This is a genomic window from Pseudomonas sp. 7-41 (assembly GCF_021233075.1).
GTDB classification, from domain to species: domain Bacteria; phylum Pseudomonadota; class Gammaproteobacteria; order Pseudomonadales; family Pseudomonadaceae; genus Aquipseudomonas; species Aquipseudomonas veronii.
Map to the genome: position 1 here is coordinate 931,181 of NZ_CP089551.1, position 16,468 is coordinate 947,648.

At 64.3% G+C, this 16,468-nt stretch carries 11 protein-coding genes; 7 read left to right on the forward strand and 4 right to left on the reverse strand.

Going from position 1 to position 16,468, the window contains the following annotated elements; genetic code table 11:
• Window positions 1-36 precede the first annotated feature (36 nt).
• Entirely contained in the window at window positions 37-1,950 is a 1,914-nt protein-coding gene (gene speA / locus LQ249_RS04020; protein ID WP_057005974.1) for an arginine decarboxylase, read from the forward strand.
• A gap of 164 nt (window positions 1,951-2,114) precedes the next feature.
• Here the strand turns inward: speA and LQ249_RS04025 are convergent, their stop codons facing one another.
• Window positions 2,115-3,452, reverse strand: a complete 1,338-nt coding sequence (locus tag LQ249_RS04025) for an MATE family efflux transporter (protein ID WP_057005973.1) — start codon at window positions 3,450-3,452, stop codon at window positions 2,115-2,117.
• A 451-nt stretch (window positions 3,453-3,903) separates the two neighbouring features.
• Between LQ249_RS04025 and LQ249_RS04030 the strand changes: the two genes are divergently transcribed.
• Window positions 3,904-8,805, forward strand: coding sequence for an alpha-2-macroglobulin family protein (locus LQ249_RS04030; protein ID WP_057005972.1), 4,902 nt, complete (start codon window positions 3,904-3,906; stop codon window positions 8,803-8,805).
• A 194-nt stretch (window positions 8,806-8,999) separates the two neighbouring features.
• Here the strand turns inward: LQ249_RS04030 and LQ249_RS04035 are convergent, their stop codons facing one another.
• Window positions 9,000-9,293 (reverse strand): hypothetical protein, encoded by a 294-nt coding sequence (locus tag LQ249_RS04035; RefSeq protein WP_017849656.1) that lies wholly within the window; start codon window positions 9,291-9,293, stop codon window positions 9,000-9,002.
• A 90-nt stretch (window positions 9,294-9,383) separates the two neighbouring features.
• On the opposite strand from LQ249_RS04035, the gene pbpC reads away from it, so the two are divergent.
• The 5 genes from pbpC (at window position 9,384) to LQ249_RS04060 (ending at window position 14,153) form a co-directional block, all read left to right on the forward strand.
• Window positions 9,384-11,714, forward strand: coding sequence for a peptidoglycan glycosyltransferase PbpC (pbpC, locus tag LQ249_RS04040; protein ID WP_082107803.1), 2,331 nt, complete (start codon window positions 9,384-9,386; stop codon window positions 11,712-11,714).
• Window positions 11,715-11,872: 158 nt separating this feature from the next.
• Window positions 11,873-12,181: a MazG-like family protein gene (locus tag LQ249_RS04045; RefSeq protein WP_017849654.1), complete on the forward strand. Its 309-nt coding sequence runs from the start codon at window positions 11,873-11,875 to the stop codon at window positions 12,179-12,181.
• Window positions 12,174-12,923 (forward strand): methyltransferase, encoded by a 750-nt coding sequence (locus tag LQ249_RS04050; protein ID WP_017849653.1) that lies wholly within the window; start codon window positions 12,174-12,176, stop codon window positions 12,921-12,923. The genes LQ249_RS04045 and LQ249_RS04050 overlap by 8 nt, the downstream gene beginning before the upstream one ends.
• Window positions 12,924-12,947: 24 nt before the next feature.
• The gene (locus LQ249_RS04055; RefSeq protein WP_046485729.1) at window positions 12,948-13,550 is read left to right on the forward strand and encodes a DUF4136 domain-containing protein; all 603 of its coding nucleotides are present in this window, start codon (window positions 12,948-12,950) and stop codon (window positions 13,548-13,550) included.
• Between the two features lie 45 nt (window positions 13,551-13,595).
• Window positions 13,596-14,153: a DUF4136 domain-containing protein gene (locus LQ249_RS04060; RefSeq protein WP_046384840.1), complete on the forward strand. Its 558-nt coding sequence runs from the start codon at window positions 13,596-13,598 to the stop codon at window positions 14,151-14,153.
• A 35-nt stretch (window positions 14,154-14,188) separates the two neighbouring features.
• Here LQ249_RS04060 and LQ249_RS04065 read toward each other — a convergent pair whose 3' ends face one another.
• Together LQ249_RS04065 and LQ249_RS04070 are read right to left on the reverse strand one after the other, a co-directional pair.
• Window positions 14,189-15,037, reverse strand: a complete 849-nt coding sequence (locus LQ249_RS04065) for a MaoC family dehydratase (protein ID WP_079442754.1) — start codon at window positions 15,035-15,037, stop codon at window positions 14,189-14,191.
• A 2-nt stretch (window positions 15,038-15,039) separates the two neighbouring features.
• Window positions 15,040-16,392 (reverse strand): 3-oxoacyl-ACP reductase, encoded by a 1,353-nt coding sequence (locus LQ249_RS04070; RefSeq protein ID WP_017849649.1) that lies wholly within the window; start codon window positions 16,390-16,392, stop codon window positions 15,040-15,042.
• Window positions 16,393-16,468 lie beyond the last annotated feature (76 nt).

Here is a 16,468-nt window from a genome sequence, read left to right on the forward strand (position 1 = left end):
GGGCGGCGCCTTCGACTTCATTTATAGGGGACTTCAATGTCCGTACGACGCACACGCAAAGACGATGGCAGCCAATGGACAGTTGCGGACAGCCGCAGTGTTTACGGGATTCGTCATTGGGGGGCCGGGTATTTCGCGATCAATGATGCCGGTCGCGTTGAAGTCCGTCCGAACGGCCCGAAAAGCACGCCTGTCGACCTGTACGAGCAAGTCGACGAGCTGCGCAAAAGCGGCTTGTCCTTGCCGCTGCTGGTGCGTTTTCCCGACATCCTGCAAGACCGCGTGCGCCAGTTGACCGGTGCGTTCGATTCGAACATCGAGCGTCTGGAATACCAGAGCAAATACACCGCGCTGTACCCGATCAAGGTGAACCAGCAGGAGGCGGTGATCGAAAACATCATCGCCACCCAGGACGTGTCCATTGGCCTGGAAGCCGGCTCCAAGCCGGAACTGCTGGCCGTGCTGGCCCTGGCGCCGAAAGGCGGGACCATCGTCTGCAACGGTTACAAGGACCGCGAATTCATCCGCCTGGCGCTGATGGGCCAGAAGCTGGGTCACAACGTGTTCATCGTGATCGAGAAAGAGTCCGAAGTTGAGCTGGTGATCGAAGAAGCCGCCAACCTCAAGGTCAAGCCACAGGTCGGCCTGCGCGTGCGCCTGTCGTCCCTGGCGTCGAGCAAGTGGGCCGACACCGGCGGTGAGAAATCCAAGTTCGGGCTGTCGGCGGCGCAACTGCTGTCGGTGGTCGAGCGCTTCCGCGCCGCCAGCCTGGACCAGGGCATCCGCCTGCTGCACTTCCACATGGGCTCGCAGATCGCCAACCTGGCCGACTACCAGCACGGGTTCAAGGAAGCCATTCGTTACTACGGCGAACTGCGCAACCTCGGCCTGCCGGTGGACCACATCGACGTCGGCGGCGGCCTGGGCGTGGACTACGACGGTACTCACTCGCGCAACGCCAGCTCGATCAACTACGACATGGACGACTACGCCGGTGTCGTCGTGGGCATGCTCAAGGAGTTCTGCGACGCGCAGAGCCTGCCGCACCCGAACATCTTCTCCGAGAGCGGCCGTTCCCTGACCGCCCACCATGCCATGCTGGTGGTGCAAGTCACCGACGTCGAGAAACACAACGACGAAATGCCGCAGATCGAGAACAAGGAAAACCTGCCGGAAACCGTGCAATGGCTGGTGGACCTGCTCGGCCCGACCGACATCGAGATGGTCACCGAAACCTACTGGCGCGCCACTCACTACATGAGCGACGTGGCCACCCAGTACGCCGACGGCAAACTGACCCTGGCGGAAAAAGCCCTGGCTGAACAGTGCTACTTCGCCGTGTGCCGCCGCCTGCATAACTCGCTGAAAGCACGCCAGCGTTCGCACCGCCAGGTGCTCGACGAACTCAACGACAAGCTGGCGGATAAATACATCTGCAACTTCTCGGTGTTCCAGAGCCTGCCGGACACCTGGGCCATCGGCCAGGTATTGCCGATCCTGCCGCTGCACCGCCTCGACGAAGAACCGATGCGCCGCGCGGTATTGCAGGACTTGACCTGCGACTCCGACGGCAAGATCAAGCAATACGTCGACGAGCAGAGCATCGAGACCAGCCTGCCGGTACACGCGCTGAAAGAGGGCGAAGACTACCTGCTGGGTATCTTCCTGGTCGGCGCCTACCAGGAAATCCTCGGTGACATGCACAACCTGTTCGGTGACACCGACTCGGTGAACATCTATCAGCGTGAAGACGGTTCGGTGTACAGCGCCGGGATCGAGACCCACGACACCATTGAAGACATGCTGCGTTATGTGCACTTGTCGCCGGAGGAGTTGATGACCCATTACCGTGACAAGTGTGCGAGCGCGAAGATCAGTGCCAGCGAGCGCACGCAGTTTCTGGATGCGTTGCGTTTGGGTCTGACGCGTTCGTCTTACCTGTCCTCCTAAGCACCCATCCTTGTAGGAGCGAGCTTGCTCGCGAAGATCGTCAACGATGACATGGGCTGTCTGGATGCCCGTGTTGTCTGAACGTTTTTCGCGAGCAAGCTCGCTCCTACAATGACAATGACAATGACAGTGACGGTGACAGTGACAGTGACAGTGAGGGGCGCTTATCCCAGCCACTGATTCTGTCGGTTCAAACGCCAGGCAATCGTCCAAAGCGTAAGACTGCGCAGGGCCATGAACAGCAGGAAGCTGATCCACAGGCCGTGGTTGCCGTAGCCCTGCAACAGCCAGGCGAATGGCAGCAGGATCAGCACCGTCAGCAGCATGCCATTGCGCATTTCCCGCGCACGCGTGGCGCCGATGAACAGCCCGTCCAGCAGATAACTCCACACCGCAATCAACGGCAGCACCGCCAGGTATGGCAGGTAGATGTCGGCGGTTTCGCGCACGCTGGGAATGTCGGTCTGCATGGCGATGAACAGGTGGCCGGCGAAGGTGAAGAGCAGGGCGAAACCGACGCTGGCGATCAGCGACCAACCGCAGGCGACCACCAATGAACGGCGCAACGCCTGACGGTCGTGCGCGCCAATGGCATGGCCGCACAGGGCTTCGACCGCATGGGCCAGGCCGTCCAGGGCGTGGGCGGTCAGCAACAGGCCGTTGAGCAACAGCGCGTTGGCGGCCACGGTGGCGTCGCCCAGGCGTGCGCCTTGCACCGTGATCATGAAAAACACCGACTGCAATGCCAGGCTGCGGATAAAAATATCGCGGTTCACCGCCAGCAGCGGGCGCCAGCTGTGCCAGCGTTGCAAGGCGGCCCAGGCGATATGCCCGGGGTAGGCACGCAGGGCTTTTTGCGTGAGGGCCAGGCCGAGCAGGGCGCCGGTCCATTCGGCGATCACCGAGGCGCGTGCGGAGCCGACGACGCCCCAATCCAGGCCGAGGACGAACCACAGGTTGAGGGCGATGTTGACCAGGTTGGTGGTCAGCAGGATCGCCAGCGGTGCGCGGGCGTTTTGCGTGCCGAGGAACCAGCCGACCAAGGCATAGCTGGCAAGAGCGGCGGGCAGGCCGAACAGGCGGGTGTGGAAGAACTCGCGGGTCAGTTGATTGAGTTCGGGGGAGGGCTGCATCCATTCCAGGGCCAGGTGGCTCAGCGGGATGCCCACTGTACCGAGCAACATCGCCAGGCCCAGCGCCAGCAACAGACCTTGCAGCAGGATTTGCCGCAGCGCCGCGCCATCGTTGCGCCCGGCGGCCTGGGCGGCGAAACCGGTGGAGCCCATGCGCAGAAAACCCATGGCCCAGGCCAGGAAGGTATACAGGCTGGCCCCGACCGCCACGGCGCCCAGTTGGTGGGCGTGGGGCAGGTGGCCGATGACCATGCTGTCGACCAAGGCAACCAGCGGTACCGAGATGTTCGACAGGATCATTGGCGCGGCCAGGGCCCAGACGCGGCGGTGGGTGGGGCGGTGGCGCCAGTCGGTCAGTAAGGTGGACATGCAGGCTCCTTGGGGGAGCGGCATTGTAACTGTCCCCCCAGCACGCCGCAGAACCAATGTGGAATGGGGGGTTAAATGTGGGAGGGGGGCAAATGTGAGGAGGGCCAAATATGAGGAGGGTCAAATGTGGGAGGGTCAAATGTGGGAGGGGGCTTGCCCCCGATTGCAGTGGATCAGCTACAAATAAGCTGACTGACTCACCGCCATCGGGGGCAAGCCCCCTCCCACATTTGGCCTCATTCCACATTTAGCCCTCATTCCACATTTAGTCCCTCATTCCACATTTTGATTTTTTGTGATTTTGATCTTTTGTGTTTGTGGGATTTGGCTTGGATCGCGTGACGCGAAGAACCAAACTGCCCTCCGTCGGTCAATGTGACCAGCGCCACATCGGCTTGGCTGGCGCTGATATATAGTTCATCCCTCGGTTCCCTCTGACGACGAGTGCCCCATGCTTAACAAAGGACTGTTCCTGGCTTGCGCGCTGGCCCTGCTGAGCGCCTGCGATTCTTCCGATAAACCGACTGCGCCGAGCGCGCCGGCAGCCGCGAGCAGCGTGGCGCCGAAGCCGGCCAAGGCGGCGGTGGATGTGGCGGCGCTGAAGCAGCGCTATGCCGGGCGTGAGTTGAGTGTGGTGGACGTGTCCGAGGTGCAGTTGGACGGCGCCAGCACCTTGTCGGTGAGTTTTTCCGTGCCGTTGGACCCGGAGCAGAAATTCGCCGACAAGCTGCATCTGGTGGACAGCAAGTCGGGCAAGGTCGACGGCGCCTGGGAGCTGTCGGATAACCTGATGGAGTTGCGCCTGCGCCACTTGGAGCCGCAGCGCAAGTTGGTGCTGACGGTCGACCCCGGCGTGCGCGCGGTGAATGACAACCTGTTGCCCGCCGAGTACGTCGCCCGCCTGGAAACCCGTGACCTGCAAGCCACCGTCGGTTTCGCCAGCCGTGGCACGCTGTTGCCCACGCGCCTGGCCGAGGGGTTGCCGGTGATTGCGCTGAATGTCGACAAGATTGATGTCGAATTCTTCCGGATCAAGCCCGAATCCCTGCCATCGTTCCTCGCCCAGTGGGGGCGCAATACCAGCCTGCAAAGCTATGAATCGCGCGAACTGCTGCCGCTGGCCGATCTGGTCTACGGCGGCCGCTTCGACCTGAACCCGGCGCGCAATACCCGCGAAACCCTGTTGCTGCCGATCGCCGGCCTCAAGCAACTGCAGCAGCCGGGCGTATACCTGGCGGTGATGCGGGCGTCGGGCACCTACAACTATTCGCAACCGGCCACGCTGTTCACCTTGAGTGATATCGGCCTGTCGGTTCACCGCTACGCCAATCGCCTGGATGTGTTTACCCAGGCGCTGGACGGTGGCAAGGCGCTGGATGGCGTCGACCTCGAAGTGCTCGACGCCGAGGGCCGGGTGGTGGGGCAGGGCAAGACCGAGCAGGGCGGTCACGCCGAATTGCCGTTGCCGAAAAAGGCCCAGGTGCTGCTGGCCAAGCAGGGCGAACAAACCAGCCTGTTGCGCCTGGACAGCGCCGCGCTCGATCTGGCGGAGTTCGATATCGGCGGCCAACCGTCGCACCCGCTGCAGTTCTTTGTGTTCGGCCCACGCGATCTGTATCGCCCTGGCGAAACCGTGCTGCTTAACGCCTTGCTGCGCGACAAGGACGGCAACGCGGTCAAGCCGCAGCCAGTGAGCGTCGAAGTGCGCCGCCCGGATGAGCAGGTCAGCCGCAAATTCGTCTGGGACGCCGACGCCTCCGGCCTCTATCAATATCAACTGCAATTGGCCGGCGAAGCGCCGACCGGGCGTTGGCAGCTGGTGTTCGACCTGGGCGATGGCAAGCCGCAGTTGTACGAGTTCCTCGTCGAAGACTTCCTGCCCGAGCGCCTGGCGCTGGAACTCAAGGGCAGCGACACGGCATTGAGCCCGGCGGATAACCCGGTCATTCAGGTCAACGGCCGCTACCTCTACGGCGCGCCGGCGTCGGGCAACCGGGTCAGCGGGCAGGTGTATGTGCGTCCGCTGCGCGAGGCGGTGAAATCGCTGCCGGGTTACCAGTTCGGCTCCGTCACCGAAGAAGAGTTGAGCCAGGATTTCGAACTGGATGAAAGCGTGCTCGACGCCAAGGGCCAGGAAGCCCTGACCCTGGAAAGCAAATGGGCCGACGCCAAGTCGCCGCTGCAACTGATCGTGCAAGCCAGCCTGCATGAGTCGGGCGGGCGGCCGATCACCCGGCGCCTGGTGCAGCCGATCTGGCCGGCCGAGCAGTTGCCGGGCCTGCGCGGGCTGTTTGACGGCAAGGAAACCAACGGCGACGGCCCGGCGGAATTCGAAGTGCTGCTGGCCAACCAGGACGGGCAGAAACTCGCCGCGAAAAACCTCAAGGTCCGCCTGGTGCGCGAGCGCCGTGACTACTACTGGAATTACTCGGACAGCGACGGCTGGAGCTACCACTACAACGAGAAATTCCTCAACCTCGACGAACAGAGCCTGGACATCAAGGCCGGCGACACCGCCAAAGTCAGCTTCCAGGTGGAGTGGGGCCCGTACCGCGTCGAGGTCGAAGACCCGCAGACCGGGCTGGTCAGCAGCCTGCGCTTCTGGGCCGGCTACCAGGCCCAGGACAACACCGAAGGCGGAGCCGTGCGCCCCGATCAGGTCAAGCTGGCGCTGGACAAACCCGCCTATGGCGACGGCGATACCGCCAACGTCACGGTGACGCCGCCGGCGGCCGGTAAAGGCTACCTGCTGGTCGAGTCCGCCGAGGGGCCGCTGTGGTGGCAGGCGATCGACGTGCCGGCCGAGGGCAAAAGCTTCGCCGTGAAACTCGACCCGAAATGGGCGCGCCATGACCTCTACGTCAGTGCCCTGGTGATCCGCCCCGGCGAGCGCAAAGCCAACATCACCCCCAAACGGGCGGTGGGCCTGCTGCACCTGCCGCTGGATCGCACCCAGCGCAAACTGGGGCTGACCCTCACCGCGCCGGAAAAAATGCGCCCCAAACAAGCGCTGACGGTGAAAGTTACCGCGAAAAATGCCGACGGCAGCGTGCCCAAGCAGGTGCATGTGCTGGTGGCGGCGGTGGACGTGGGCATCCTCAATATCACCGAATACCCGACGCCCGATCCGTACTCCAGCCTGTTCGGCCGCAAGTCGTATGGCGTGGACCAGTTCGACATCTATGGTCAACTGATCGAAGCCGGCCAGGGCCGCCTGGCGAGCCTGGCCTTCGGCGGTGACGCCGCATTGGCCAAGGGCGGCAAACGCCCGGACACCAGCGTGACCATCGTCGCCCTGCAAAGCGCACCGGTGACGTTGAACGCGCAGGGCGAGGGTGAAGTCAGCGTCAATATCCCCGACTTCAACGGCGAGTTGCGCCTGATGGCCCAGGCCTGGAGCGATGACCGCTACGGCATGGCTGAAGCCAAAACCGTGATCGCCGCACCGCTGATTGCCGAACTGTCGGCGCCGCGCTTCCTCGCGGGCGGCGACCAGACCAGCTTGGCGCTGGACCTGTCCAACCTGTCGGGCAAGGCGCAAAAGCTCGACGTGCAACTGAGCGCCGAAGGGCAACTGGAACTGGTCGACAACGCCGCGCAATCGCTTGAACTGAAACAGGGCCAGCGCACCACGCTGCGCATCCCGGTGAAAGCCTGGGGCGGTCTGGGGCAGGGCAAGCTCAAGGTCACGGTGAATGGCCTGGACCTGCCCGGTGAAAACCTGCCGCCGTTCAGCCGCGAATGGACCTTGGGCGTGCGCCCGGCCTATCCGGCCTTGCTCAAGCACTATCGTGCGGTGCTCAAGGAGCAGCCGTGGAGCTTGCCGGCGGGGGCGCTCGATCAATTCGACAGCGCGGGGCGCGAGGCGTTGTTGAGCCTGTCGAGCCGGCCGCCGTTGAACCTCGGCGCGCAAATCAGTGCGCTCAAGGCTTACCCCTACGGTTGCCTGGAGCAGACCGCCAGCGGCCTGTACCCGTCGCTGTATGCCGACGATGCCTTGCTCAAGCGCCTGGGCATCAAGGGTGAGCCGGACGCCGAGCGCAAACGCAAGATCGAGCTGGGCATCGAACGCCTGCTGGGCATGCAGCGCTACAACGGCAGCTTTGGCTTGTGGGGCGCCGATGGCGAAGAGGAATACTGGCTGACTGCCTATGTCACCGACTTCCTGCTGCGCGCCCGCGACCAGGGCTTCGCCGTGCCGCCGCAAGCCTTGAAGAAAGCCAGTGAGCGTCTGCTGCGGTATGTGCAGGAGCGCAACCTGATCGAAGTTGATTACAGCGACAACGCCGAGCACACCCGCTTCGCTGTGCAGGCCTACGCCGGCCTGGTACTGGCGCGCAGTCAGCAGGCGCCGTTGGGCGCGTTGCGCAGTCTGTTCGAGCGGCGCAGCGATGCGCGCTCCGGGTTGCCACTGGTGCAACTGGCCATCGCCTTGCAGAAAATGGGCGACCAGCCGCGTGCCGATCAAGCCTTGCTCGCAGGGCTGGCGGCGCAGCGCAATGCCAAGGAATGGCTGGCCGACTACGGCAGCCCGCTGCGCGACCAGGCGATGATCCTGGCGTTGCTCGAAGAAAACGACCTGGCCAAGGGCAAGCGTGAAGAGCGCTTGTTCACCTTGTCGGATCAGTTGGCAGCCAGCCCGTACCTGTCGACCCAGGAACGCAACTCGCTGTTCCTGGCCGGGCGCCTCGGGTTCGCCCAGCCCGAGTCGAATTGGCAGGTGTCGCTCACCGGCAGCGGCGGCGTGCGCGAATTGAATAATCAACAGTCGACGCTGGCGTTGACGGGCGCGCTGCTGTCCAGCGACCTGAGCCTGCGCAATCAGGGCGAGACGCCGGTGTACCAGCAGTTGACGATCTCGGGTTATCCACAAGTGCCACCGGCCGCTGGCGGCGACAACCTGAGCATCCGCCGCGAATACCTGGGCATGAACGGCCAGCCGCTGAACCTGCGTAGCCTCAACAGCGGCGACCTGGTGCTGGTGCATCTGGCGGTCAGCGCCAAGCAGCGTGTACCGGATGCCCTGGTGGTGGACCTGCTGCCGGCAGGCCTGGAGCTGGAAAACCAGAACCTCGCGCAAAGCGCCGCAAGCCTGGAAAACGCCAGCAGCCAGGTGAAGGAATGGCGCGAGTCGATGCAGAACGCCTCGCTCAAGCATCAGGAGTTTCGTGATGACCGCTACGTGGCGGCGATGAACCTGGATGGCTATGGCACCACGCACTTGTTGTATCTGGCGCGGGCGGTGACGCCGGGGACGTATCGGGTGCCGCCGCCGCAGGTGGAGTCGATGTATCGGCCGAACTGGCAGGCGGTGGGGGAGACGCCGGTGGATCTGGTGATCAAGGGGCGTTGAAAGCTCGATGTGGAATGGGGGCTAAATGTGCAGTGGAGGCTAAATCTGGGAATGGGGCTAAATGTGGAATGAGGGCTAAATGTGGGAGGGGGCTTGCCCTCGATGGCGGTGGGTCAGTCACCTGATGCATTGACTGAAATACAGCTATCGGGGGCAAGCCCCCTCCTACAGGGATTTGTGGTGTTTTTTTGGGGTTAGTGGACTACCCAGCTGAGTAGCCACAGGCCGAGCATCAGCCAGATGATGCCCATGATGATCGATGCGCGCATGAAGGCGCGTACCGCCGAGTACAACAGCATCAGGCCGAGGATCAGGGTAATGATGCTGATGATGGAAGTGTCCATGCCCAAGGTGCGCGACAGGCCATCGATAAAGTTGCCACCGGCGTGGGTCAAGGCACCGAAGATGCCGCTGAGGCCGTCGACGATAAAACGGATGACGGAACCGAGCGCCTGGCCCAACCATTCGAAGAAGCTTTCTACCTGCATGTGTGTGTCCTGATGAGAAGGTGGGCGTGTCTGTGCCTTTGGTTGTTATTGCGACAGGCTAGTTCCCTACAAGCATAGAGGTTTGCCCGTTTGAGTTTGCGTTTAGTTGCTCGCTGGACCCTCGCGAGCCTGCTCCTGATGATTGCCCTGCTGTGGTTGGCCGACCGCATCTGGCCCCTGCCGCTGCCCAAGGACGACCTGGCGCGGGTGGTGCTGGCCGAGGATGGCACGCCGTTGTGGCGGTTTGCCGATGCCAATGGCGTGTGGCGTTACCCGGTGCAAACCGCTGAGGTGTCGCCGTATTACCTCGATGCGTTGCTCACCTACGAGGACCGTTGGTTCTACCAGCACCCCGGCGTAAACCCGTTCGCGCTGGCGCGGGCGACGTGGCAGAACCTGACCGGTGCGCGGGTGGTGTCGGGCGGTAGCACCTTGTCGATGCAGGTCGCCCGTTTGCTCGATCCCCATTCGCGCACGTTCCACGGCAAGCTGCGCCAGCTGTGGCGCACCGCGCAGTTGGAATGGCACTTGTCCAAGGCCGAGATTCTCAACCTGTACCTGAACCGCGCGCCGTTTGGCGGCACCTTGCAAGGCGTGGCGGCGGCCAGTTGGGCGTATCTGGGCAAGTCGCCGGCGCAACTGACCCACGCCGAAGCCGCCTTGCTCGCGGTGTTGCCCCAGGCGCCGAGCCGCCTGCGCCCCGACCGCCACCCCCAGCGCGCCCAGGAAGCGCGGGACAAGGTGCTGCGTCGCCTCGGCGAGTTCCAGGTATGGCCGTCATCGGCAGTGGCCGAAGCGCTGGAAGAACCGTTGCTGCTCGCGCCGCGCCTGGAGCCCAGCCTGGCGCCCTTGCTCGCCCGTCGCCTGAACCGCCCCGACAGCCCGCCGCTGATCCGCACCACCCTGGATGCCACCCTGCAACGCCGTCTCGAAGACCTGCTGCTGGGCTGGCGCGCGCGTTTGCCGGAATACACCTCGGCGGCGATCCTGGTGGTGGAGGAAGACAGCATGGCCGTGCGCGCCTACCTCGGCTCGGTGGACATCAATGATGCCAAGCGCTTCGGCCATGTGGACATGATCAGCGCCCTGCGTTCGCCGGGCTCGACCCTCAAGCCCTTCCTGTATGGCATGGCCCTGGACGACGGGCTGATTCACTCCGAATCGCTGTTGCAGGATGTGCCCAGGCGCTATGGCGATTACCGGCCGGGCAACTTCTCCATGGGCTTTACCGGCGCGGTGCCGGCGAGCACGGCGTTGTCCAGTTCGCTCAACCTGCCGGCGGTGCAGTTGCTGGAAGCCTACGGGCCGAAGCGCTTCGCCGCGCAGATGCGTATCGGCGGGGTGCCGCTGGCGCTGCCGGCGTTGGCCGAGCCGAACCTGGCGCTGATCCTGGGCGGCGCGGGCAGTCGCCTGGAAGATCTGGTGAGCGGCTACAGCGCTTTCGCTCGCGACGGCAGGAGCGCCACGATTCGATTACAGCCGGACGATACGCTTAAAGAAAGGCCTTTACTGTCGCCAGGGTCCGCCTGGATTGTGCGGCGTATCCTCAGCGGCCAGGCGCGGCCCGACCGCGACCCGCGTGCTGAACTGGTGCAGCGCCCGGTGCTGGCCTGGAAAACCGGCACCAGCTACGGGTTCCGCGATGCTTGGGCGATCGGCGTGGGGCCGCGCTATTTGATCGGCGTGTGGATCGGCCGCCCCGACGGCACGCCAGTGCCGGGGCAGTTCGGCTTGGCCTCGGCCGCGCCCTTGATGTTGCAGGTACACGATGTGTTGACCAACCGCGACAGCCAGCGTGGCATCAGCGCGCCGGTCAAACCGGTGCCGGCGAATGTCGGCGTGGCGGCGATCTGCTGGCCGCTGGGCCAGCCCATGAGTCGCAGCGATCCGAATTGCCGGCGCCAGCGCTTCGCCTGGACGCTGGACAACACCACGCCACCGACCTTGCTGGCACTGGATCAACCGCTGGGTGTGGGCTTGATGGAAAGCGTCTGGGTCAACCCCAAGGGTTTGAGGGTGGACGCCCATTGCCCGGGCGCGCAGTTGAAGAACATTGCCCTGTGGCCCGCGCCGTTGGAACCCTGGCTACCGCGGGCCGAACGCCGCGACGCACGCTTGCCGGCCGCGGACCCCGATTGTCCGCCGCCGGCCCTGGCGGCGTCCTCGCCCTTGTCGATCGTCGGCGTGCGCGAAGGCGATCAACTGCGCCTGCCCGCCGCCAGCCAACAGGCGCTGCGCCTGAAGATCTCGGCGCTGGGCGGCAGCGGCCGGCGCTGGTGGTTCCTCAACGGTGCGCCGTTGGGCGACAGCGCCAACCAAGACAGCATCAACGCCAGTTTCGAGCAATTGGGCCGCTACCAGCTCAGCGTTCTCGACGAGGCCGGCCAAACCGCCCGAATCGAATTCAGCGTCGTCGACTGAATCGCCATCACTGCCAAACCAACCCCCACATTCCGATGTGTGAATCCATTCAAATGTGGGAGCAGGCTTGCCTGCGATAGCGCCCTAAAGTCCATCCCCCGGATTCACTTGCCTTCATCCCTGATCCCCCCGAAGCTATACCCCTTCAGGAGCCCCTCATGAACCTCGAACACCTCACCGAACGCCTGCATCGCATCCGCGATACCAACGATTGGAAACAATTCCACAGCCCGAAAAACCTGGCCATGGCCGCCAGCGTGGAAATGGCCGAGTTGGTGGAAATCTTCCAATGGCTCACCGAAGACCAGTCGCGCCAGTTACCCGCCGACACACTCGCCCATGCCGGCCAGGAAGTCGGCGATATCGTGCTGTACCTGCTGTTGCTGTGCAGCGAGTTGGGCCTGGACATGAACGAGGTGGTGCGCGCCAAGCTGGCCGACAGCGAACGGCGGTTTATCCATGAGTGATCGTCACTTCGACCAACTGGCCACGCGTTTTGCCGAGAAGATCTACGGCGGCGCCAAGGGCGCGATTCGCCTGGCGGTGTTGCAGGCCGACCTCACCGAAGCCCTGCCGCAACGGCCGTTGCGTGTGCTGGATATCGGCGCGGGCCTGGGGCACATGTCGCTGTGGCTGGCCGAGCGCGGGCATCAGGTGACCCTGGCCGAACCCGCCGAGCCGATGCTGAGCGGTGCGCGCCAACGCTTCGCCGAGGCCGGGCAGAGCGCGACCTTCATCCATGCGCCCTGGCAAGACCTGCTCGGCCAACTCACCGAACCCTACGATGTGGTGCTGTGCCACGCCGTCCTCGAATGGCTGGCCGAACCCCACGCTATCCTGCCCGTGCTGCACCAGTTGACGGTGCCTGGCGGCTGGCTGTCCCTGGCGTTCTACAATCGCGATGCGCTGATTTACCGCAACCTGCTCAAAGGCCACTTCCGCAAAATGCGCAAGAACGACATGGCCGGCGAAAAACAGAGCCTGACCCCGCAGCAGCCGCTCGACCCGCGAGAGCTGGCGGCGCAACTCGAGGGGCTTTGGCAGGTCGAAAGCCAGAGCGGCGTGCGGGTGTTCCACGATTATATGCCGGTGGAATTCCAGGCCCGCGTGGCGTTGCAGGATGTGCTGGAGATGGAGCTCGCCCATCGTCGTCACCCAAGCTTTGCCGGACTTGGGCGTTATTTGCACTGGATCTGCCGTCCGGTTTAAGCGGCCCAGTCAGTGGAGGTCGAAATGCGTCGTTTCGGGTTAATCCTGTTGTCCCTTGGGCTGGGCGCCTGCTCCAGCCCCAATCCCTACGTGGCCACCTCGGCGCCGATGCCGCCGGCTCCGGCCCAGGCGGCCAGGACCTTTGATGCCAGCGCCTACCCCGCGCCGGTGCGTGACTACGGCGCCTACCGCATTTGGGCCTGGCGCAACGGCCAGTTGCCAGCGGGCACGGCCTGGGCGGACTCGGCGCAGATTGCCGAAGCGGTCAGCGGCGCCCTCGACCAGCGAGGCTTGCGCCCCCTGCACGACAACCGCGCGCCCGACCTGCTGGTGAGCGCCGACGTGCATCTGGAGAAGCGCCTCAAGCAGGTCCAGGATGACTACGGCTATGGGTACGGTGGCTACAATCGTTATGGCAATGGCTACGGCATGTACAACTCGGCGCCGATCGTGCGTACCTATGAAGTTCAGGTCGTGGTGGTGCGGGTCAATCTGTTCGATGCACGCAGCGGTCAGCCGGTGTGGAGCGCCAGCGCCGAAACCGGCAGTCAGGGCAGCCTCAGTGAGCGAGCCGATGCGTTGCGCAAGGCTGTGCAAAAGGCAATGACGGCGTATCCTCCCAGTTAACAGCTATTCTCATTTAATGCCCGGGTCGCTCGTTGGAGAACCACCATGTTTGGACGTATCGCAACGCTCGCTTTGGTCGTGCTGCTGGGCGGTTGCCAGACCAGCCAGGTCAACCACGATTTCGATGCCAGCCGGGACTTCGGCGCCTACCGCAGTTGGGCCTGGAAAGACCCGGCGCTGCAATACCGTCCCGATGATCCGCGGATCAAGAGCGACCTCACCGAACAACGTATCCGCCAGGCCGTCGGTGAACAACTCGACCAACGCGGCCTGCGCCCTGCGGCGGCGGGCACTCGGGCGGACCTGAATGCGCAGGCCTACCTGATCGTCGAAGACCGCCAGCAACAAGTCAGCACCAACTACGGCGGCGCCTGGGGCGGGCCGTGGAATGGCTACTGGGGCGCGCCGATGTACAACGAAACGCGCAACATCACCTACAAGGTGGCGACCATCCAGATCGACCTGCTCGACGGCAAGGACGGCAAACTCGTCTGGCGCGGCAGCGACGAGCAGATCATGGCCAACTCGCCCGAGCCGCAGGATCGCAGCAACGCCATCCGCAAGACGATCGCGCGAATCCTTTCCAGCTACCCGCCGCGCTGACACGCTGTTGCCCCGAGAGAGATGAGCGGCCGGTTTCAGCCAATCGGCTGCCACCGGCCGACCATGTGTTCAATCTCCCCCGCGCCTTTCAACCACAACTGGCCACTGGAACCGGCGACGCTGGCGTGCAGGGTGACCTCGCTGGGCAGGCGCACCGGTTTCTTGAATTCGACCTCTATTTCGATATTCGCCGCAGGCAGGTGCTCGCCGAGGGCGGCGAGGGTGCGCGCCTTGTTCCACAGGCCGTGGGCGATGGCTTGGGGGAAACCGAATAGTCTGGCGGTCAGGGCGCTCAAGTGGATCGGGTTGTAGTCGCCGGACACCCGGGCGTAACGACGGCCGATATCGGCCGGGGCTTTCCAGCGGGTCAGTTCGCTGACCTGGGTGGGCGTGGGCAAGGCGTCGTCCGCCGCTGCGCCGTCGAGCTTCACGCCACGGCAGAGCATGCGGCTCTGCGCTTCCCACAGCAGGCCGAGGGCATCTTCGGCGGTGGTCACCAGCTCAAACGTTGCGCCTTTGGCGTGGGGTTTGAGATGGTGTGCGTGGACGGCGATGGTCAGCTCACTCACCGCCCCCAAGGGCCGATACACACGGATGCGATTGCGCAGGTGGACCAGCCCCAACAACGGGAACGGAAACGATGGCGCCGTCAGCAGTTTTAACTGCAGGCCGAACGCCAGCACCTGCGGATACGTCGCCGGCAGCATCGGGCTGTCGGCAAAGCCACACACGTGGCGATACGCTGCCACCTGCTCGGGGTTGACGCTCACGCGGCAGCGAAACCCGTGCTCGGGCAAATGGCTGCCGGTGATCCTGCGCTTGAGCGCCGCGCGCCAGTACAACGGCATAAGCTGCGGCGGGTGGTCCAGGGTGGTCCAGTCCATGCTTACGCTCCCAGTACACTTTGCCCACACACCCGCAGTGCCTGGCCGCTGACCGCGCCGGAACCCGGCTGACCGAGCCAGGCGACCGCTTCGGCGACGTCCTGCGGCAAGCCGCCCTGGCCCAGGGAGCTCATGCGGCGCCCGGCCTCACGCAGGGCGAAGGGGATATGCGCGGTCATCTGGGTTTCGATAAAACCGGGAGCCACGGCGTTGATGCTGATCCCCCGCGCTTTCAACAGCGGCGCCCAGGCCTGGGCCAAACCGATCAACCCGGCCTTGCTCGCGGCATAGTTGGTTTGCCCGCGGTTGCCGGCAATCCCGCTGATGGAGGCCAGCAGCACCACGCGTGCGTTGTCGTGCAGGGTGCCGCTGTCGAGCAGGGCCTTGGTCAGCACTTGCGGCGCATTGAGGTTGACCGCCAGCACGGCGTCCCAGTATTCCGGGGTCATGTTGGCGAGGGTTTTGTCGCGGGTGATGCCGGCGTTATGGACGAGGATGTCGAGGCCGTCCGGCAGTTGTTCGATCAACTGGCGGGCGGCGTCTTCGGCACAGATGTCCAGCACGATGCTGCGCCCTCCCAGGCGCGCCGCCAGGGCTTCGAGGTCAGCCTTGGCCTGGGGCACGTCCAGCAGAATCACCTCGGCGCCATCGCGGGCGAGGGTTTCGGCGATGGCGGCGCCAATGCCGCGCGCCGCGCCGGTGACCAGCGCCTTGCGCGCGGCAAGCGGGCGGGTCCAGTCTTCGACGGGGGTGGCGCAGGCTTCCAGGCGAATCACCTGGCCCGAGATGTAGGCACTTTTGGGCGACAGGAAAAACCGCAACGCCCCTTCCAGCTGGTCCTCGGCACCTTGGCCGACCGACAGCAATTGCAATACGCCGCCGTTGCGCAGTTCTTTGGCCAGGGAGCGGCTGAACCCTTCGAGGGCGCGCTGGGCGCTGGCGGCGAACGGGTCGCTGAGACTTTCCGGCGCGCGGCCGAGGATCACCAGGTGCGCGCTGTGATCGAGGTTTTTCAGCAGGGGCTGAAAGAACTCGCGCAATTGCTTGAGCTGGTCGGTGTGTTGCAAGTCGCTGGCGTCGAACACCAGCGCCTTGAGCTTGGGGCCATGCCCGGGAATCCAGGCCGGGGCTTCCAGCGGCCCGGCGCCGTAGCTATAAATGGCCTCGGTGAGTTTGTGCGCAAACGCCAGCACCTTGGCCGCCAGCGCCCCGCCGCCGAGCAGCAGCGCGCCGTCGACCGGGCGCAGACGCCCGGCTTGCCAGCGCTCCAGGCGTACCGGTGACGGCAGGCCAATGGCGGCGACCAGGCGATGGCCGAGGCTTGAGTTGGCGAAGTCGATATAACGGTCAGACATGGAACGCTCTCCAAAGGCTGGGGTTCAAAGGGTTGACCACCTCGCGGCGGCAGTCGTTCGATTGAGCCTAGGCTAG